At 32.5% G+C, this 21,594-nt stretch carries 18 protein-coding genes; 6 read left to right on the top strand and 12 right to left on the bottom strand.

Annotation, left to right across the window (positions count from 1 at the left end):
* Positions 1-30: 30 nt before the first annotated feature.
* Both leuD and CFPG_RS03425 read left to right on the top strand, forming a co-directional pair.
* The gene (leuD, locus tag CFPG_RS03420; RefSeq protein WP_012573614.1) at positions 31-624 is read left to right on the top strand and encodes a 3-isopropylmalate dehydratase small subunit; all 594 of its coding nucleotides are present in this window, start codon (positions 31-33) and stop codon (positions 622-624) included.
* Positions 614-2,125 (top strand): alpha-isopropylmalate synthase regulatory domain-containing protein, encoded by a 1,512-nt coding sequence (locus CFPG_RS03425; protein ID WP_012573615.1) that lies wholly within the window; start codon positions 614-616, stop codon positions 2,123-2,125. Before leuD ends, CFPG_RS03425 begins: the two co-directional genes overlap by 11 nt.
* A 23-nt stretch (positions 2,126-2,148) precedes the next feature.
* On the opposite strand, the gene pckA is transcribed toward CFPG_RS03425, so the two are convergent.
* Both pckA and CFPG_RS03435 read right to left on the bottom strand, forming a co-directional pair.
* Entirely contained in the window at positions 2,149-3,741 is a 1,593-nt protein-coding gene (gene pckA, locus CFPG_RS03430) for a phosphoenolpyruvate carboxykinase (ATP) (RefSeq protein WP_012573616.1), read from the bottom strand.
* Positions 3,742-3,939: 198 nt separating this feature from the next.
* Positions 3,940-4,521, bottom strand: a complete 582-nt coding sequence (locus tag CFPG_RS03435; RefSeq protein WP_012573617.1) for a non-canonical purine NTP diphosphatase — start codon at positions 4,519-4,521, stop codon at positions 3,940-3,942.
* Between the two features lie 356 nt (positions 4,522-4,877).
* Here CFPG_RS03435 and CFPG_RS05520 point away from each other — a divergent pair, with 356 nt between their 5' ends.
* Entirely contained in the window at positions 4,878-5,042 is a 165-nt protein-coding gene (locus CFPG_RS05520; RefSeq protein ID WP_265347966.1) for a hypothetical protein, read from the top strand.
* Between the two features lie 494 nt (positions 5,043-5,536).
* Here CFPG_RS05520 and CFPG_RS03440 read toward each other — a convergent pair whose 3' ends face one another.
* A complete protein-coding gene (locus tag CFPG_RS03440) occupies positions 5,537-6,829 on the bottom strand; it encodes a UDP-glucose dehydrogenase family protein (protein WP_012573618.1) in 1,293 nt (430 codons plus the stop codon).
* A 148-nt stretch (positions 6,830-6,977) separates the two neighbouring features.
* On the opposite strand from CFPG_RS03440, the gene CFPG_RS03445 reads away from it, so the two are divergent.
* Entirely contained in the window at positions 6,978-7,202 is a 225-nt protein-coding gene (locus tag CFPG_RS03445) for a hypothetical protein (RefSeq protein WP_041572420.1), read from the top strand.
* Between the two features lie 148 nt (positions 7,203-7,350).
* Positions 7,351-7,980: a 16S rRNA (guanine(527)-N(7))-methyltransferase RsmG gene (gene rsmG / locus CFPG_RS03450; protein WP_012573619.1), complete on the top strand. Its 630-nt coding sequence runs from the start codon at positions 7,351-7,353 to the stop codon at positions 7,978-7,980.
* 54 nt (positions 7,981-8,034) lie between these two features.
* On the opposite strand, the gene CFPG_RS03455 is transcribed toward rsmG, so the two are convergent.
* The 5 genes from CFPG_RS03455 to purL all read right to left on the bottom strand — a co-directional run bounded on the left by CFPG_RS03455 (position 8,035) and on the right by purL (position 16,423).
* Positions 8,035-8,601, bottom strand: a complete 567-nt coding sequence (locus tag CFPG_RS03455; protein WP_041572547.1) for an L-threonylcarbamoyladenylate synthase — start codon at positions 8,599-8,601, stop codon at positions 8,035-8,037.
* A 25-nt stretch (positions 8,602-8,626) separates the two neighbouring features.
* Complete coding sequence (gene nadC / locus CFPG_RS03460; RefSeq protein WP_012573621.1) at positions 8,627-9,478, bottom strand: carboxylating nicotinate-nucleotide diphosphorylase; 852 nt, start codon at positions 9,476-9,478, stop codon at positions 8,627-8,629.
* A gap of 5 nt (positions 9,479-9,483) precedes the next feature.
* The gene (gene metK / locus CFPG_RS03465) at positions 9,484-10,758 is read right to left on the bottom strand and encodes a methionine adenosyltransferase (RefSeq protein ID WP_012573622.1); all 1,275 of its coding nucleotides are present in this window, start codon (positions 10,756-10,758) and stop codon (positions 9,484-9,486) included.
* 183 nt (positions 10,759-10,941) lie between these two features.
* A complete protein-coding gene (locus tag CFPG_RS03470; RefSeq protein WP_050720688.1) occupies positions 10,942-12,729 on the bottom strand; it encodes a chloride channel protein in 1,788 nt (595 codons plus the stop codon).
* Between the two features lie 7 nt (positions 12,730-12,736).
* Positions 12,737-16,423, bottom strand: a complete 3,687-nt coding sequence (gene purL / locus CFPG_RS03475) for a phosphoribosylformylglycinamidine synthase (RefSeq protein WP_012573624.1) — start codon at positions 16,421-16,423, stop codon at positions 12,737-12,739.
* Positions 16,424-16,579: 156 nt separating this feature from the next.
* Between purL and CFPG_RS03480 the strand changes: the two genes are divergently transcribed.
* The gene (locus CFPG_RS03480) at positions 16,580-18,229 is read left to right on the top strand and encodes a mechanosensitive ion channel family protein (protein WP_012573625.1); all 1,650 of its coding nucleotides are present in this window, start codon (positions 16,580-16,582) and stop codon (positions 18,227-18,229) included.
* 33 nt (positions 18,230-18,262) lie between these two features.
* Here the strand turns inward: CFPG_RS03480 and CFPG_RS05525 are convergent, their stop codons facing one another.
* The 4 genes from CFPG_RS05525 to CFPG_RS03495 form a co-directional block, all read right to left on the bottom strand.
* Positions 18,263-18,424, bottom strand: coding sequence for a hypothetical protein (locus CFPG_RS05525; protein WP_265347967.1), 162 nt, complete (start codon positions 18,422-18,424; stop codon positions 18,263-18,265).
* Positions 18,425-18,454: 30 nt separating this feature from the next.
* The gene (locus tag CFPG_RS03485) at positions 18,455-18,685 is read right to left on the bottom strand and encodes a hypothetical protein (protein ID WP_041572422.1); all 231 of its coding nucleotides are present in this window, start codon (positions 18,683-18,685) and stop codon (positions 18,455-18,457) included.
* A 1,119-nt stretch (positions 18,686-19,804) separates the two neighbouring features.
* A complete protein-coding gene (locus CFPG_RS03490) occupies positions 19,805-20,209 on the bottom strand; it encodes an acyl-CoA thioesterase (protein ID WP_012573626.1) in 405 nt (134 codons plus the stop codon).
* A 7-nt stretch (positions 20,210-20,216) separates the two neighbouring features.
* The gene (locus CFPG_RS03495; RefSeq protein ID WP_012573627.1) at positions 20,217-21,464 is read right to left on the bottom strand and encodes a peptidase U32 family protein; all 1,248 of its coding nucleotides are present in this window, start codon (positions 21,462-21,464) and stop codon (positions 20,217-20,219) included.
* Positions 21,465-21,594 lie beyond the last annotated feature (130 nt).

A 21,594-nucleotide genomic window follows, 5' to 3' on the forward strand; every position in this document is an offset into this window, starting at 1 on the left:
GATAATGCTAGCATAATGCTATTGTAATATATGGAAAAATTTGTAACATTAACAAGTACAGTAGTGCCTTTGCCAATACAAAATATTGATACTGACCAAATTATTCCGGCACGTTTCTTAAAAGCTATTTCTAAGGAAGGATTTGGTAATAACCTCTTTCGTGATTGGCGTTACGACAAGAACAATAATGCAATATCATCTTTTGTATTAAATAATCCTATTTATAATGAAAGTAAAATATTGGTAACGGGTAAGAATTTTGGTAGTGGTTCTAGTAGAGAACATGCAGCATGGGCAATTGCGGATTATGGATTTAAGGTAGTAATATCTAGTTTTTTTGCAGATATTTTTAAGAATAATGCAATGAATAATTTTGTTCTTCCATTAGTAGTTTCTGAAACTTTTCTTTCTCAAATATTTGAAAGTGTTAATAAAAATCCAAAAACAACGTTAACTATTGATCTTGAAAATCAAATAATTAATAATAATTCCACTAGACAATTGGAAAAATTTATAATTAATGCTTATAAAAAAGAATGCTTCTTAAATGGTTTTGATGACATTGATTTTTTATTAGATAAAAAATATAAAATAGAAGAATACGAACGTAATTGTGAATATTGAAATATTAGATACAACTTTGCGCGACGGCGAACAAACTTCTGGTGTTTCCTTTGCCAGTAGTGAAAAACTGCATATTGCTCGTATTTTGTTGGTAGATTTGAATATTGATCGCATAGAAATTGCTTCGGCAAAAGTGTCGGAAGGAGAATATGAAACTGTAAAGCGAATTGTTCGTTGGGCTATTGCGAATAACTATATAGATCGTATAGAAGTATTGGGTTTTGTAGATAATACAATTTCATTGAACTGGGTAAAAAGTACTGGGTGTAAAGTAATGAATTTACTTTGCAAAGGTTCTCTTAAACATTGTACTAAACAACTTAGGAAAACACCTGAACAACATCTTGTTGACATCAAAGAAGTATTGAGAAATGCAAAAAAAATGGATATTATTATTAATATTTATTTGGAAGATTGGTCAAATGGAATGACCGACAATCCTGACTATGTTTTCTTTTTGATGGATAATTTGAAGGATACAAATATTCAACATTTCATGCTTCCTGATACACTGGGAATTCTCAATCCATTTAACACTAATATATTTTGTAAAAGAATTCGTGAAAGGTATCCTAACATTCAGTTGGATTTTCATGCACATAACGATTATGATTTAGCAGTAGGAAACGTTTTTGCTGCGGTCAATGCTGGTATTACAGGAATTCATACGACTATTAATGGTTTGGGCGAGAGGGCTGGCAATGCTCCATTGGCAAGTGTTATTGCTACTCTTCATGATCAGTTAAAAATAAAGACGAATATTGTGGAGGAACATTTAAATTGGGCAAGTCGTACAATAGAATCTTATTCGGGTGTTCGTATTCCTAATAATAAGCCAGTAATTGGAGATAATGTTTTTACTCAATGTGCCGGAATCCATGCCGACGGTGATAGCAAAAGTAATCTTTATTGCAACGATTTGCTACCAGAACGTTTTGGACGACTAAGAGAATATGCCCTTGGTAAAACTTCCGGGAGATCCAATATAAAAAAAAATTTAGAAGAAGCAGGTATTGAATTAGATGAAGAATCTATGAAAAAATTAACTGAACGGATTGTGAGACTAGGTGATAAGAAGGAGATTGTTACTCAAGATGATTTGCCTTATATCGTTTCTGATATTCTACATTCTGGCAATGCCGAAAAAATACGAATTATCAATTATTCGTTGTCTTTAGCACATGGTTTGAGGCCAGTTGCAACTGTAAGAATCGAGATTAATGGGCAGGAATATGAACAAACAGCTGTAGGTGATGGACAGTACCATGCTTTTTCTAGAGCACTTTGGAAAATTTACACTCAATTGAATAAATCAACTCCCATATTGAAAGATTACAATGTATCTATTCCTCCGGGGGGACGCACTGATGCTTTAGTACAGACAACTATTGCATGGAGTTTTAATAGTAAAGATTTTAAAACACGTGGTTTAGACGTAGATCAAACAAAAGCCGCTATCAAGGCAACCGTTCGAATGCTGAACAGAATAGAAAATATGTAAAATCGGTAGAGGACTAATTCAACTCAACTTAATTGGGGGCCTGAAGAAATCAAGTATTCACCTTCAGGCAGATATTGTTCAAAATTTTTGATATATTTAGCCGCAAGCGATTTTGCTTTTTCTTCCCATTCTCCACGATTGGTATATGTATCACGAGGGTCGAGAATACCTTTGGATACCCCACTCAGTGATTTTGGAACATATAAATTAAGAATAGGAATATATATCTTTTCTGCTTTCTCAATAGATTCATCTATAATGGCATCTATAATAGCACGTGTATCTTGAATAGAAATACGCTTATTTGTTCCGTTCCAGCCAGTATTAACTAAATACGCGGTAGCATTATGTTCTTTCATTTTTTTGGCCAAAACGTTTGCATATTGAGTAGGGTGTAAGGTAAGGAAGGCCTCACCAAAAGCGGGAGAAAAAGAAGGAATTGGTTCAGTAATACCACGTTCCGTTCCAGCCAATTTAGATGTATAACCACAAAGAAAATGGTACTGACTAGATTTTTCATCCAATACTGAAACCGGAGGGAGTACACCAAAGGCATCAGCAGATAAATAGATAATCTTTTTTGCATGTCCAGCACGCGAAGGAAGTACTATCTTATTAATGTGGTGAATTGGATACGAAACACGTGTATTTTCTGTTTTAGATGCTACTTTAGAATAGTCAAGAGTACCGTCAGCTTTCACAGTTACATTTTCCAGCAAAGCATCACGACGAATAGCATTCCAAATATCTGGTTCATTTTTTTGACTTAAATCTATCACTTTTGCATAACAACCACCTTCATAATTGAATATGCCATTATCATCCCATCCGTGTTCATCATCTCCAATCAAATAACGCTTTGGATCTGCACTAAGAGTAGTCTTACCTGTTCCAGATAATCCAAAAAAAACAGCAACATCGCCTTTTTCACCTACATTTGCCGAACAATGCATAGATGCAATTCCTTTCAGAGGCAAATAATAATTTTGCATAGAAAACATACCCTTTTTCATTTCTCCACCATACCACGTACCACCAATAATTTGTTCCTTTTCTGTCAAATTAAACAAAATATATATTTCAGAATTCAAACCTTGTTCTTTCCATTTTGGATTGGTTGTCTTAGAGCCATTGAAAACTACAAAATCAGGATCTCCATAGTGATCTAATTCATAATTCGAAGGACGAATAAACATGTTGGTTACAAAATGTGCTTGCCAAGCTACCTCAACAATAAAACGTACCTTCATACGGGTATCATTGTTTGTTCCACAAAAAGCATCTATTATATATAGTTTTTTCGCTGTATTAAGCTGTTTAATAGTTAAATCTTTCAAATTATCCCAAATAGTTCGCGAAATTGGTTTATTGATATTGCCGTCCCACCAGATTGTATTTTCAGTTATCTGGTCCTTTACAATATAACGATCCTTTGGAGAACGTCCGGTAAATTTGCCTGTATCTACTGATACAGCACCTGTATTAGTCACTATGCCTTTTTCAAATCCCTTGTTTTCAGAGTTTATTTCTGCTTTATAAAGGTCTTCATAAGAAGGGTTATAAACAACAATAATATTATTGCTGATACCATATTTACTTAAGTCTACTTTGGCCATTTAGAAAATGATTTAGTTTTTTATTTGGGTTAGATTAATTTTTTATCTTTTCCCATCCACAATCACGCAGCATAATACGAAGATAAGTTTTTTTTTGATAAAATCAAGCGAATTATAACCAAATAAGGAATTGATTACAAACAATTTATTGATACAATACAAGATGTGATATAAATTAAAAAGACCGTAAATTGAAATTTATTTTTCATTTAAAAATTTCCTTAATTTATTTAAAGCTAATGCCCTATGACTAATAGTATTTTTTATTTTTTCTCCTAATTCGGCAAATGTTTGGGTATATCCTTGTGGAATAAATATGGAGTCATAATCAAATCCAGCCGTTCCTCTTTCTTCCTTCGTAATTGTTCCTTCCACAATTCCTTCAAAAAAATATTTTTCCTTCCGAAAAATCAATGCAACTACTGTTCTAAATCGAGCGGAATAATCATTTTTCCCTTCTAATTCCTTCAATACTTTATACACATTGGCTTTTAAATCTTTTGCCTTTCCAGCATAACGAGCGGAATAAACACCCGGCGCATAATTCAGAGCATATACTTCCAATCCAGTATCGTCGGAAAAGCAATCCAATCCATATTTTTGATAAATATATTGTGCTTTTAACAAAGCATTCCCTTCTAAAGAAGACTCAGTTTCCAAAATGTCTTCAAAACAAGCAACATCTTGTAAAGAAAAAAGTTTAAAACCATCACCTAAAATATCCTTAATTTCTTGTAATTTGTGCAAATTTCCTGTGGCAACAATCAGCTTTTTAGTCATCTTAGTCATCATTGCTGTAATGATTCCATCATATATTCACAATAAAGGTAAATAAATAATACAACCCATTTGCATACAAATACGAAAAATAAAAGATTTTTTTTAAATACGAATTAAACTTTTCCTGCTTTTCTTAGTCTAAGAGGAATTTATATATGAAAAATTTTTAGAAGTGTTTTCCTTCTCCTTTTATTTTTTTGTCCGGGGTTCAGAGCAATATTATTTTATCGGCTATTCTCTGGGACAAAACTGATGACAGTCCTATTATTGAATACAATGTCTTCTTCTTATAAAATGAGAGAAAATGCTATTGTGGAAAATTTGCTAAAAAATACCGGGTGTATAAGCGAGCAAGGATGGAGAAATTACTGTTAATGGGAAAAAGTGTTTTGGGAGACAATCCAAAATTAGTTTCCAAAAATTTACCGGTAAAAATGATGGAAAAATTACAAGTTATAGAGCAAAAATCTGGTAAGGCAAGCCTAACTGTGATATTAATGATGGAAAAGAAGAAACCATAATCAATTTAAGTATAAGTCCAGGAGCAAAAAAAGCACAATATGACACCTTCTATTTGGCATAGAAGGTTGTGAAGAGTGAAGAGGGTGGGGGAAAGAACTCTGGAACCTCGTTGTCAAATAGATTCTTTTTGTCAATCAAAAAAAAAAAAGAAACCTTTATATCATTGTTTAATTGTTTATTGGAATAAACAATTAAACAAAAACAAAGAATAAAATAAAATCATTTTTGGAAGAATGGGAATTCTACAATAACTAAACAACCTTTCAGTCTCAGTCGCCAATTATCGAGATCCAGGTCACTGCAACCATGAGCTAACAATATATATGCAAAGACAGAGAGTTCTGACACAAGGAACACGTCACACATACTTTATGTGTAGTTTATTTACAAATTTGCCATTTTTCCACATAATACCCTCTCTGTTCCAGAGGGATATTGAAAATAAAAATAGGGATATTAAAAAAATGAAATCCTATTTTTAATTTCCATATACCTATATATGAATGTAAGTGAAACCATTTAAGTGCATTTTTTTTTTGTCGTAAATATTTCTTCCGTCAAGAAGAATTGAATGCCCCATTGTTTTTTTTAATAATTCCCACGAAGGTGAATAAAATTCCTTCCATTCCGTTAACAAAAGCAGAACATCTGCATTCTTGGCAGCATCGTACATATTCGTGTAATAGTACAGTTTATTACCAAAATGTCTTCTTGTTTCTTCCAATGCTACAGGATCGTATACTTGTATTATTGCCCCTGCTTTGAGTAGTGCGTCAATCAGTGTCAAAGCAGGAGATTCACAGATATCGTCTGTATTTGGCTTGAAAGACAAACCCCAAAGAGCAACAATTTTCCCTTTCAAGTTATTTTCAAAAATACGTAAAAGTTTGTCAAAGAGTATTGTTTTTTGATTGTTATTGACAGCTTCTACAGCTTGTAGAAGCTGCATTGCATAACCATTTGTATAACCTATCTGAATCAGAGCTTTTATATCTTTTGGGAAACAACTTCCTCCGTATCCACAACCCGAATACAAAAATTTAGTACCAATTCGAGAATCAAAACCGATACCAATACGGACCATATTTATATCGACACCAATCAGACTGCAAAGGTTAGCAATATCGTTCATAAACGAAATACGTGTGGCCAACATCGCATTAGCCACATATTTAATCATCTCCGCAGAAGGAATGTCAGTATAAATTATTCGATATGGTTTATATAATTCATCTATTAGTTTCTGTACTTTTTCATTTTCTACTCCTACTATTACTCTGTCAGGGTTCATAAAATCTTTTATAGCCGTTCCCTCTTTCAGAAATTCAGGGTTAGATACTATTTCAATAGAAATGCCTACTCTTCTTTTGTCTAATTCTTCTTGTATGATACTCTTGATTTTTTGAGAAGTACCTACTGGAACTGTACTTTTGATAACTACTAAAATATCGTGTTTTATATTTCTCCCTATGTTACGGGAAGCTTCTAATACTTGACACAAATTAGCAGTTCCATCATTATTTGAAGGAGTTCCTACAGCAATAAAAATTGCCTTCACCCTTTTTAGACAATTTGCTAAATCAATTTCAAAATGTAAACGACCTACTTTATGGTTTTTTCGGACCAATCTTTCTAAATCAGGTTCGTAAAAAGAAACAATATTTTCCCGAAGTCTTTGTATTTTATTTTCGTCAATGTCTATAACAGTAACATTGTTTCCCATTTCAGCAAAACAAGACCCTGTTACTAATCCTACGCGTCCAGCGCCTATGATCACAATATTCATTTCGTAAAAATAACACATTTTACAAATCAAGACATAAAAATATTTATGTAAATATGATATAACGTATTAAAAAATTACATTACATTTGTAGCTGTAATTTCCGTGAGGGAAATTGATATAATTTTTAAGTTGTTTTAATCGCTACAAAATGAAAAAATTAGTATTGTTTGCAGCTTTTTTTTCTGTTATTTGTTTTGGTTCTTGTAACAAAAACAAAGGATCACAAGAAGGTCAAGAAGGAAGCCCTACAGAAGGAACAGAACAAGTAGGAAAAAATCCGACTTCTGATGAGAGTGATGACAGTCAAAAATCATCACCTTCTGAGGAAGAACCAAAGGCAAATGAAGAAAAATCTCCGGAAGGAGGCAAGTAATTTGCTCGAACCTAGGAAACTGTAGGAGGAAAATAAAACAAATTTCCTCCTAATTTTTTATCCCGAACCTCCAATTGGCTTTGTTGTGTCAATCGATAAAAAAGTTAAAAATAATTTACCTCAGCAATTTATCAATGTTAGTAGATTGGTGCATTTTGAAAATAGTCTAGTAAAATATTTCCCCTATATTGTACACGAGCAAAAAGTACAATTTTTTGCTTTACGTGATTTGTATACAAATTGGAATAGAAAAGCCAATCTTATTTCAAGAAAAGATATAGGAAATTTATACGAGAGACATGTACTACATTCCCTAGGTATTGCACAAATAATATCCTTTTGCGATTATTCCACAATATTGGATGTGGGGACAGGGGGTGGTTTTCCAGGAGTACCGTTGGCTATTTTGTTCCCAAATGTTCGGTTTCTTCTTTTGGATAGCACAGCGAAAAAAATAAAAATACTAGAAAATATCATCAGCAAACTTAATTTAAGAAATGTAAAATGCAAATGTATGCGAGCAGAATATGAGCGAGGACAATTTGATTTTATTATCAGTCGTGCAGCAATGCCCTTATTAGAATTGGTGAATATTACACAGAAAAATATCAGTATAAAGCAACAAAATACTTTACCTAACGGATTCCTTTGTTTAAAGGGCGGGAATTTACATGACGAGCTGGAACCATTTAAAAAAAGAGTGATAGAATACAAATTGAGCAACTATTTTCAAGAAGAATTTTTCAAGAAAAAAAAAGTAATCTATTTGCCCGTATAAAAATTTTATTTTAATTGTTTCTTTTCCCAGTAAAATAATTTTCATATTTCTTCGTTATTTCCGTATCACCTTTATTGAATTTCCATTCTCTATCTGAATAATACTAGATGGCTTTGCTGATTGAATTATATTCCTTTTATAATTCACCACATAATCCACAGACTCAATAATTTCATTACTTATTTCTGAAAAGGTAGTAGGAGTAGCTTGACCGCTAATATTGGCAGAGGTCGATACCAAAGGATTTTTCAATTGAAAACATAATTGCTTAGAAAAAAAATCTTTCGTTATACGAATACCTAAAGTACCATCGGAAGCAATCAAGTTAGGAGCTACATTTTTCGCTCCTGAGTAAATAATTGTTAATGGTTTCTTATGAAAAATATCTATCAAATCGGGAGTAATTTCAGGAAGATTTTCCACATAATTATGCAATTCATCGAAAGAATCTAGTAATATTAACATAGTCCTAGTATTAGGACGCTTTTTAATAAAAAAGATCCGCTCCACTGCCTCTTCGTTGGAGGCATCACACCCAAGTCCCCAGATAGTATCAGTAGGATAGAGAACAATTCCTCCGTTCCTCAAAATTTCACACGTTTTTGCTATTTCTTTTTGAATCAAAACTAAAATGCAAATTTGTTTTTTATTTATTGCCCATAGCTTTTAAACTCATATCAAGACTCTTTGCAGAATGAGTTAATGCTCCAATAGAAATATAATCTATACCCACTTCAGCATAATCACGAATAGTGTCATAAGTAATCTTTCCCGAAGATTCAAGCTTATATCTACCATTTACTCGTTCAACAGCTCTACGGGCATTTACTACATCGAAATTATCTAACATAATACGATCTATATTTCCTGTTTCTAACACCTCATCTAATTCGTCAAAGGTACGTACCTCTATCTCAATTGGAAGCTGCAATTTCTTCTTCTTGAGATATTTTTTTGTTTGGATAATGGCATTCCGTATACCTCCTGCAAAATCCACATGGTTATCCTTTATTAATATCATATCAAAAAGACCCATACGATGATTATCTCCACCACCAATCCGAACGGCTTCTTTTTCAAGCACACGTACACATGGCGTTGTTTTACGAGTATCTAATAGACGAGTATTTGTACCTTCTAATTTTTTAACATACTTACGAGTAATAGTAGAAATTCCACTCATGCGTTGCATAACATTCAATACCAATCGCTCGGTCTGAAGTAAAGACCGGATCTTTCCTTCTACTGTAAAAACCACATCTCCTTGCTTTACTTCTCTCCCATCTGAAACGTAAACACTTACATTCAAATTTGAATCAAATGTATAAAATATTTGCTTAGCAATTTCCACCCCAGCCAAAATACCTTCTTCCTTTATTATCAACTTCATTTCCCCTTTTGATAAAGGAGGAACAGTTGCAAAAGTTGTATGGTCACATTCTCCGATATCTTCCTTAAATGCTAACTGAATAAGTTCATTTATCAACTCTTGTTTCACGTTTTTTATTGAAAAATTTTCCTAATTTTTTTTACATAGTCTAATTTCTCCCAGGTAAACAATTCTACTTTTAGTTCTTTTTTTAGGTCTTTGGACTTTGCTACATTCGCATACCGAGGGGTAAACACTTTTTTTACTATTTTTGGTAGACGTCCCATATGTCCATAGGCCGCCGTTTCTTTATAAATTGGATTGCGAAGTTTCAAACGATTTTCAATTGCTTTGGGACGTAAGTCAAATATTTCCAATACTCTTTCTGCTATTTGACTATCTGTCAATTTGACCTTACTTTTACCATAAGTATTGACAAAGATATTTATGGGTTTAGTAACGCCTATTGCGTAGGATACTTGTACTAATACTTCTTCAGATACACCTGCTGCTACTAGATTTTTAGCAATATGGCGAGCAGCATAAGCTGCAGAACGGTCTACTTTAGAAGGGTCTTTACCCGAAAAAGCACCACCACCATGAGCACCTCTTCCTCCGTAAGTATCTACAATGATTTTTCTACCTGTTAATCCTGCATCACCATGGGGACCACCAATAACAAATTTCCCTGTCGGATTGATATAATATTTGATTTTGTCATCAAACAAAGCTTGTATATTTTCAGAATAATTAGCCTTAATTCGAGGAATTAAAATGTTTCTAACATCCTTCATAATTTTTGATTGCATAACTTCCGCTGTATCAAACTCATCGTGTTGTGTAGATATAACAATAGTATCTATACTTTTAGGGATATCGTTATCGTGATAACGAATAGTTACTTGTGACTTAGCATCAGGACGAAGATAAGGCATTAGCTCAGGCTCGTACTTTCGGATATTAGTTAATTCTTTCATTAATTGGTGAGACAAATCTAAAGATAAAGGTATGTAATTGGCTGTTTCATTCGTAGCGTAACCAAACATCATCCCTTGGTCGCCTGCCCCTTGATCAAGGGGACTCTCTCTCTCTATGCCTCGACTTATATCATTTGATTGCTCATGAATAAGACTAATTATACCAGAGGATTTAGACTCAAAATGATATTCACTTTTTGTATAGCCTATACCTTCTATCACTTCTCTAACTATTTCGGGGATATCTAAATATACTTTAGACTTTACCTCCCCTGCCAATATTATCTGTCCACTAGTTACTAATGTTTCACACGCCACCTTAGAATTAGTATCATACGCAATGAAATAATCTAATATAGCATCAGATATCTGGTCTGCTACTTTGTCTGGATGACCTTCAGATACCGATTCGGATGTAAATAAATAACTCATTTGTGAACATACAGATTCCTTTCCCTCTCAACTAAAAATCGTACAAAGATATAGTATTCCAATTAAAAAATCCTCTCCGGAAGAATACTATTTAGTAGTGTTCTCTCTATAACACAAAAATTATTAAACTTTATTCATGAGTTATAATTCAAACTGATACTGATACTGAAACTAAAATAAGATTTAATCTTCTGCAAAATTCTTTTGCAATACATCTCTGTAAGCACTAAATATCTTAGATTTTGATATCATCCCTATATAATGCTTTTCCTTGTCTATAACTGGAAGATTCCATGCTTTACTATCTTCAAACAAATACATAATTTCATCCATAGACATATCATTTCTGATTTTCGTTAAAGACGAAATCATAAATTTCTCAACATTGAATCGTTCGTATAATTCTGGACGAAACATGATATTACGAATATTGTCCCATAATACAACACCCTGCAAAATACCATTACTATCAATAACAGGATAAACACTTCGATTGGATTGTGCAATGACTTTAACCATATCCCCTAATGTCATTTCTGGATAAATAGTCTGAAAATCAGTTTCTATAAGTGTGTTCACGCATAAAAAATTTAATACAGCATGATCTTTATCATGAGTAAGAAGCTTACCTTCGTTTGCTAAACGAATGGAATGGATACTGTATTTTTCAAAAAGCAAGATGGTGAAATAAGCACTGCTAGAAACGATCATCAATGGCAAGAAAAGGCCAAATCCACCTGTTAATTCAGCAATTAAGAAAATAGCCGTTAATGGAGCATGTAATATTGCTGACATCATACCAGCCATTCCTATCAATGAAAAATTATTTTCTGGTAAAAAATTATTCCCTCCTAGCAGATTTAATAAATGAGAAAAAATAAATCCAATAGTACAACCTAAAAATAGTGATGGGGCAAAAATCCCTCCACATCCACCTCCTCCAGTTGTAGCTCCTGTAGCAAAAACTTTTGTAAAAATGACAAGCATAAAAAAAAGAACAGACACTCCAGAAATATTCATACCTGAAACAAACGTATTATTGAGTATTTGATCGTATTGGTTATTGATAAGATCGTCAATAATATCATAACCTTCTCCATAAAGAGGAGGGAATAAAAAAACAAGAATATTCAGTATAACAGCACCCAGAGCAAAGCGTTGCCAATAATTTTTTAAACGATTAAAAATACTTTCTATCCAAATCAACACTCGTACAAAATAGACGGTAATCAATCCACAGGTTACACCTAACAACAAAACATATGGAATATTTTTTATATCATGTGCTACTGTTTGATTGTATTTAAACATAGCTTCGGAACCTGTAAAAATATAAGAAATACTGGCTGCTGTTACAGAAGAAATTAAAAGTGGAAGAACCGAGACAGTGGTTAAATCTAGCATCAACACTTCAATTGTAAAGAGTAATCCTGCAATAGGTGCCTTGAAAACCCCAGCAATAGCTCCTGCTGCCCCACAACTTATTAACAACATAAGTGTTTTTTGGTCCATTTTGAACAATCGTCCCAAATTGGAGCCAATAGCTGAACCTGTTATAACACTTGGAGCTTCTGCTCCAACAGATCCTCCAAATCCTATTGTAACAGAACTTGCTATCAATGAAGTCCATAAATTGTGCATTTTGAGACGACTTTTTCGTTGAGAAATAGCATAGAGAATTTTAGTAATTCCATGCCCTATATCATTTTTAGCAATAAATTTCACAAACAATCCAGAGAATAAAATTCCTATTGCAGGACAAACAAGGTATGAGTATTCGTTATAAGTGGTATATATTTCATTTTTTAGAAAATATTGTATAAGACAAATGATCTTTTTTAATAAAACACCTGCAAATGCAGTCAAAATACCAGTTATAAAACTGAGTATAAGAATAAAATGTGGCTCTTTAATATGCTTTTCTCTCCAATGCCAATGGAGAACATAAGCAAATATATTTTTTACGCTCATTAATCTTTTAATGTTTATTAGAAATCCATTTACGGGCATTGACAAATGCCTCTATCCAAGGGCTTACTTCGTCTTTATTACGATTTTGAGGATAATATGCCCATTGCCATGGAAATACTGCTCGCTCAAGATGAGGCATTAAAGCTAAGTGGCGACCATCTTCCGAGCAAATACCAGCCACAGCATAGTCTGATCCATTTGGATTTCCTGGATAAGTATTGTAAACATATTTAGCAACAATGTGATATTCATGTTCTTTCATCGGCAACTGGAATTTTCCCTCACCATGAGCTATCCAAATACCCAACTTACTATTTGACAATGTACGAAACATTATTGAATGATTTTGAGGTATTTCTACCGATACAAATCCAGATTCAAATTTGTGTGAATTGTTATGAAGCATTAAATGTCGTTTTTTATTCTTTGAATAAATTAAACTAAGTTCGACCATTAACTGACATCCATTGCAAACCCCTAGACTTAATGTATTATCTCGAGCATAAAATTTTCTTAAAGCTGTTGCTGATTTTTCGTTATAACGAAAAGCTCCCGCCCAACCTTTCGCCGAACCCAATACATCCGAATTAGAAAATCCACCACAAAAAACAATCATGTTGATTTCTTCTAATGTTTCACGTCCAGTAGCTAAATCCGTCATATGTACATCTTTTACATCAAAACCTGCTAAATATAAGGCATAAGCCATCTCTCGTTCACCATTAGTTCCTTTCTCACGGATAATAGCAGCTTTAATACCTGATTGTATTTTTCTATCAGCAGAAATATTATAACTACTCAATTTCCCATCGAATGATTTCGGAAATACATTTATTAATATTTGATGTTTATAGTTTGCAAAACGTTCTTTCGCTCTAATTTTCCCGGATTGTTTCCTATCTAATAAATAAGAAGGGTAATACCATATATCACGTAAATAGTTTATATCAAGACGATATTGCATTTTTAAGTCAGATAATAAAATACAGCGTTCTTTCATTGGAGAACCAATATTAACTCTTCGTATTTTTTGTTCATTCAAATATTTTTCAACAACTTCCGTATCTTTCACTTGTATAATAATACCTACATTTTCACTAAAAATTTTTTTGATTATATCAACATCTCCTTTTCCCAAAGATGATAAACAAATCTTCATACCTCCTGTTTCATTGGCAAAGCACATTTCCAATAAAGTAGTTATCATACCTCCTGCCGAAATATCATGTCCTGATAAAATTAATCTCTCTTTTATCAATCCTTGAACAATATTAAAAGCCTTTTTGAAATATTGTGTATCATTCACTGTTGGAATATCCTGACCCACTGTATCCAAAGATTGAGCAAAGGCAGACCCCCCCAATTTAAAATTATCCGAAGAAAAATCGATATAATAAATTGTCGTATTAACATCATTAACCAACACAGGGGAAACAATTTTTCTGATATTTGAAACCTCTGCCGCTGCTGAAATAATAACTGTTCCAGGTGCATATACTTTACTATCTTTATATTTTTGAGTCATGGATAAGGAATCTTTTCCGGTTGGGATATTAATTCCTAAATCACAAGCAAATTGGGAACAGGCTTCCACAGCTTTATACAAACGGGCATCTTCACCTTTATTTTTACATGCCCACATCCAATTAGCACTTAAGGAAACACTTTTTAGTCCATTTTTCAAAGGAGCAAATAAAATATTGGTTAAGGATTCTGCTATAGCCATTACTGAACCAACAGCGGAATCGACCAAGGCTATTTGTGGTGCGTGACCGATAGCTGTTGCAATTCCAACTTGTCCATAGTAATCTAAAGCTACTACTCCTAAATCGCTTAATGGTAATTGTATTTCTCCAACACACTGTTGACGGGCTACCATTCCTGTTACTGAGCGATCTACTTTGTTGGTCAGCCAGTCTTTGCAAGCAACTGCTTCCAATTTTAATACTTGTTCAATGTATTTGAAAATATTGTCCTTATTGTATTTAGGGTTTTTAAATGATTCCTTGACAGTTACATCTCTAATAATCATATGAGGTGGTTTTCCAAAAAAATCATTTAAATGCATATCTAAAGGACGCTTACCATCTTTTTGTTCAAAAACAAATCGCATATCCCCAGTAGTTTTACCGACAATATACATTGGAGAACGTTCACGTTCAGATATTTTACTTACCCTTTCAACATCCTCTGTTTTTAACAATAATCCCATTCGTTCCTGACTTTCATTACCAATAATCTCTTTTGCTGATAAAGTTGGATCTCCTATTGGCAATTTATCGATTTCTATATATCCGCCCGTATTTTCTACTAGTTCGGAAAAGCAATTCAAATGTCCTCCAGCACCATGATCATGAATGGAGATAATTGGATTATTATTTGATTCGGAGAGAGTACGAATAACATTCGCTATTCGCTTTTGCATTTCTGGATTTGCCCTTTGTACAGCGTTCAATTCTATACCATTACAATATTCTCCTGTATCAACTGAAGATACAGCACCTCCTCCCATACCGATACGGTAGTTATCTCCTCCAAGAACAATTATTTTTTCTCCAACTTTCACTTTCCCTTTTAAAGCATCTTTTCGTTTTGCAAAACCTATTCCTCCCGCTAGCATAATTACTTTATCGTATCCATATAGTTTTCCATTCTCTTGATGTTCAAAAGTTAGAACTGAACCACAGATAAGAGGTTGCCCAAATTTATTACCAAAATCTGAGGCTCCATTGGATGCTTTTATCAAAATTTGCTCAGGACTTTGGTATAACCACTTCCTATTCACTCCTTTATTCCAAAGATAAGATGTCATATATACTGCTATACCTGCAATGGGTAATGATGCTTTGCCTCCCCCTAAACGGTCTCGTATTTCTCCACCACTTCCTGTTGAAGCTCCATTGAAAGGTTCTACTGTAGTAGGGAAATTATGCGTTTCCGCTTTTAGCGAGATAACAGTCTCTATTTCTTTTATTTCAAAAAAATCAGGTTTATATCCTGCAGCTGGAGCAAATTGCTTTATTATTGGTCCCTGATTGAAAGCTACATTATCTTTGTATGCTGAAACTAAATAATTGGGATTTTTTTCAGATGTCCTCCTGATTAATTGAAAAAGAGTGAACTTTTTATTCACTCCATCAATTATAAATGTTCCATTAAATATCTTGTGTCGGCAGTGCTCTGAATTCACTTGTGAAAAACCAAACACTTCACTATCAGTAAGATGTCTTCCTAATCTTTTACTTACTCCATTAAGATAATCTATCTCTTCTTCGCTTAAAGCCAATCCTTCCAAAGAATTAAAATTGGCAATATTTTTTACTAAAATGATACCTTCTGGTTTTTTATTTATGGTGAAAATATCTTGTCCAATGCTACGATATAATTGATAAAGCATTGGATCATATGTTGTTTTTAGTTCTTTTTCAGAAAGAGTTTGAGATAAAAGTTGAAACTTTTCTATTCTTAGAATTCCCTTTATGCCCATAATTTGGGTAATTTCCATTGCATTAGTACTCCATGGAGTAATCATTTCACGACGAGGTCCTACTACAAGGACATCTATATGACTGTCTTTTAGCAATTCTGCTCCCCCAAAAAGCCAAATCAATTTATCTATATCTGTACTATTTAATTCTTGAATTGTTTGGACTGCTAAAATAGAATTAGTAATTGCTTTAAAAAAAAATACCATTTCCAGATTATAAAAATTTTGTACACTTCTTTCCTCTGACAAAAATAAAGAAAATGTCCAAAATGCTAAGATAATAAATGAATAAGCAGTACGTAATTAATCAATCCCCTTTTTTCTATAAATTTGTATTATCAAAAATTTAAGATTTATGACATTATGGTAATGTTTTGTCATTCGCTGATTTTTTATTGGATTGAAATAGTGCCTCTATTATTTTTCCCTAAGATTTTGGAAACCGAATCGTTTGGAATTGAACGGACACAATCTCATATCCAGACTAGTTCGGCAAAATTAAAACTAGTAGAAACAGATTCTTTATATGATGTTATTAGCGAGATACCTGTAATCATAGAAAAAGACACTTTATTCTACATATATAAAGGCAGTGGAGGGCTACGCCCTATACAAAGAGCAATTCAAATTCAATCTACCATTGAAAAGCTAGGTAAAAAAAATGGAATAAATCCCGACAAAGTTTGTATTATCTCAGATAATTACACGACCAATATAACATATGATGGTAAGCCAATTATGACTTTGACCGATAAAGATGCTTACTGTACTCAAATGTCTCGAAGAGATTTAGCTGTATTGAATAAAACAATTATTGTTAAAGCACTGAAAACATTGCAAAAAAAACATAGGCTAGAAAATTCAATTAAAAATATTGTTCTAGTTTTATTAATATTAACAATTCAGTACATTTTATTTAAGGCAACAAATAAGGGGTATTGGAATTTGCGAAAAAAGGTAAAATTAATACGAAAAAAACGATTAAAGCCATTTTTTATCAAAAACTATGAATTGCTTAACGTTGGAAGACAAATAAGAATTATTTATGCTTTATTGAAAGCATTGAGATTCGTCGTTATTACTATTCAGTTACTAATATTTTTCCCTATTATTTTTAGCATCTTCCCTCAAACAGAAAATTTATCGATACAAATCTTTTCTTATATATGGAGTCCAATAAAAAAGATAGGTGTGGGCATTGTCCAATATATACCCAATTTATTTACTATCATAATTATTTGGATAATATTTTATTATGTAATAAAAGGAGTTAGAGCATTAGCAGAGGAAATTGAAAAGGAACGATTAAAATTACACGGATTTTATCCAGATTGGGCAAAACCAACATTTGGCATCATACGATTTTTATTATATGCTTTTATGATTGCTTTAATCTATCCCTACTTACCTCATTCTGAATCAGATGCATTTAAAGGTGTTTCAGTTTTAGTAGGCTTGATATTTTCCCTTGGCTCTAGTTCAGCTATCAGTAATTTAGTAGCTGGAATAATCATCACTTATATGCGTCCGTTCAAAATAGGAGATATGATAAAAATAAATGATATCATGGGAAATGTTATTGAAAAGACACCTATCGTAACTCGTATTTTAACTATAAAAAACGAAATAGTAACTATTTCTAATGCTACAGTAATTAATGCACAAACTACTAATCTGAGTGAATCGGCAAGAACAAACGGATTAATCTTACATTTCGATGTAACTTTTGGATACGATACTCCTTGGCGAATTATACATAAAATTCTTCTTGACGGAGCAGAAGCCACACCCAATATTTTAAAGGAACCCCATCCTTTTGTTCTCGAAACAAGTTTTGGGGATTTTTATACTACTTATCAAATAAACGCCTATATAAATGACGCTGATAAATTGATACAATCTTTTTCTGAACTAAGGCAAAATATTCAAGATAAATTCAGCGAAGCTGGTCTTAGTATGGTTGCTCCCCACTATTATAAGCAGAATATGAAAATGACAAGAGAAGCAAAATAACTTTTTTGCAAAGTTATTTTGCTTCTACCTAATTTATCTACCTAAATTTTTGAGTTTTTGTATTCTAGCTTTCATTTGACAAATAATAGTTTCATGATAATCATCATTATCTGCTGTTGTCATCCATTTAATTATTAAAACAAGTAACTCTCTATCATAAGGGAAAATATAGTACAAACACATATTGTAATCCACGATGATATCATCATTTTAAATTTGAGTAACTCAGTTTAAATTTGGATTTATTTGAGATTGCGTACGCACCTCGTTACCAACAACTTGCATACGACTTGTTGAATCCTTTTGTTTTTGTACACTAGTAGATGTCGCTGAAATAAAAAGATTTCTGGCAATATTTTTATTAGGAAGATCTTTTTCAATTTCTTTTTTTAAGATTTCATTATTAATTCGGCCAATTTGATCATTTATCTCTCTTGTTTTTATCGGCAAAATCATCTTTAAAAAGAATTTGATCAAGTATATAATAGAACCAATAATTAACACAAGACAAGCAAGCAGAAAACGGTAAGATCCATGGGATGAAATCAGACGTAAAAAAGCATTATTACTCCTCTTATTTTACCATTAATGAGAATAATTATTCTTTTCTACTTGAAAAGTATAACCAATAAATCCCAGAGTGTAGCAATAATAAGCATTGCCGATAAATATTGTTTCACAGTCTCTACCGTTACTTGACTACAATCGTTTATAATCTCAGGATTGTATCCTGTAAGAAAACAACCAAATCTTATCTATCAACTTTTCATATTTCTTGATATTTTTTATATAATCGAATCTTTTTCATTTAGAGAATCTCTCACTATATCTTTGATTATTTTTTGAAGCCTTTTTCAACTTCAATGACTTGTTTCAGTTTTTTTCGTTAAATCTACTCCGTAGAGGAGGAGTACATAGATAACTGATTGAATAAGCGATGAAATTCATCTTGTAAAATCTTTCTGGTAAGCAAAAAATATGTCTCTATAAATATTTCCTTGATTATTTTCCAAACCGTTCTCTATATTCTTGATTTCCTCAGTATACGAAAGTACTTTTTCTTTTATGATTTGAAGTTTTTCACTAGACTCATAAGCCCTTATTTGCTTTGGAGAGCAAAATGAAAGTCAACATCATGCATTTTATTTTCGTAACCAGCCTTAACTTTTCTTATCAAAATTTGTAAGTCATTTTGATAAGATCGACATTCGCCATCTAATTATCAGGATTTATTAACGCACCATTGTATCCTTGATTTTCAAGGTCTTTATAACGGAAAATTAAAAATTGACTTCTATCTCTTTCGTATAATCACAAATATCTTTCCATTTAATTGACTCATAATTAGGCAATATTCGTTCTATTTCCTCAATCACTATACCTCTTACGTTTGATTGATTTTGTAAATTGTCATTATATCAATTAAACGGTAATAATTTTTTATTAAAAAACTTATAATAAATCCATAAAAACAATAAACTTATTTCGTATATCCTATGTATTTCATACAGCTACAGACTAGTAAAAAAATACTAGTCATTTTCTATTATTAGAAATAATAAATGGTTTTTTACATTACTTAATGAAGTAATCTTTCATCAAGGAATCATAATAATTGCCTCTAGAGAGTTTTCCATTAATTAAAATAACAGCTTCTATTTTGCCTTTACAACATATTTTATTATCAATTTTGCGGCGAATACTTTGATGAAAAATAACTTTTGCTCCTTTTCGTTCAATCATCAAAAAAGAAATAAAAACATCATCTCCACGAAGCGAATATTTATAGTCTAATTCAACATGTGTTATAACAGAATCTATCCCTTTTTGATGTGCATCTGCAAAAGACAGTCCTATATAGAGTAAAAATTCATGTCTTGTATTTTCAAAATAATGCAAATAATTGGCATTATTTACAATTCCTTGTGAATCACATTCATAATCACGCACTTTCATTTCTATTTCAAAAAATTTTCCCATATAACGTTTATCTTAGTCTATTTGTTATTTTAAATATTTTATCCGAAGGACGTATTTTCTCGGATACGGGCATAGAAAATCGCTCTCCTTGTGCAGCTGTTTCTACGGGCAATAGATTTACCCGAATTTCATTGGCTTTCAAAAACAAAGCACCAGTTGTTGGTCCTGTAATTAATACTTTGTCACCTTTATGAAGTTCTTGTGTTTCCATCAAAAATTCACCTACCTGTATTTTGGGAAAATAATTAACAACTTTGCCAATGTACATTTTTTTTTCTAAAGCTTCGTTCCCATAGCAATTACTCCATTCACCCAGTCGCTGTCCTAAATAATAACCATTCCAGAAACCTCGATTAAAAACCCGCCTAAGTTGCCCATCCCAAGTATCTTTCATTTTTTCTGTAAAATTGTTTTCAAAATACGCCTTAATGGCTTTTTTATAGCATTCTGTCACTACTCGCACGTATTCTGGTCCTCTTGCACGTCCTTCTATTTTAAAAATTTCGATACCTGAATCTATCATTTTATCAATAAAACGTATAGTTTTTAAATCTTTAGATGAAAAAATATATTGGTTATCTATCTCTAATTCTATCTCCGATTGTTTGTCTTTAACAATGTATCCTCGTCTACAAACCTGATTACATTTGCCTCTATTAGCTGATGAATTCATTTCGTGTAAACTCAAATAACATTTCCCAGAAATTGCCATACAAAGAGCACCATGCGCAAATGCTTCTATACGTAGCAATTTACTACTAGGTCCCTTTATCTTTTGTTCAACAATTTGTCTACGAATTTCTTTTACTTGTTCAAGTGTTAATTCTCTTGCTAAAACTACTACATCTGCAAACTGTGCATAAAAACGAAGTGATTCTATATTGGAGATATTCAATTGTGTAGAAAGATGTATTTCCATACCCTTATCGCGAGCATAAAGCATTCCTGCTACATCCGCTGCAATAATTGCCGAAATTCCAGCATCTCGAGCAGCATTGATTATCGCACGCATGGAAACAAGATCGTTGTTGTAGAGGATAGTATTGACAGCAAGATACGTTTTTATTTGGTGTTGCTGACAGATTGGGACAATCTTTAGGATATCCTCTATTGTAAAGTTACTAGTAGAATTCGAACGCATATTCAAATCTTCAATTCCAAAGTAAACTGAATCAGCTCCTCCCTGTATTGCGGCAGACAAAGACTCGTATGAACCTATTGGAGCCATTACTTCAATGATCTTACTCTTTGCCATTTATCTCCTTGATTTATTTTCGTTCTTTTTTGAATCCCAACATTAAGAATTAGATGCCAAAGGTATACAAAAACACAGAGATAGCAAGAAAGTATTTTCTTAAATCTATCAATCTTAGGGATCTTATAAA

The organism is Candidatus Azobacteroides pseudotrichonymphae genomovar. CFP2, assembly GCF_000010645.1.
In the GTDB taxonomy this organism is placed as follows: domain Bacteria; phylum Bacteroidota; class Bacteroidia; order Bacteroidales; family Azobacteroidaceae; genus Azobacteroides; species Azobacteroides pseudotrichonymphae.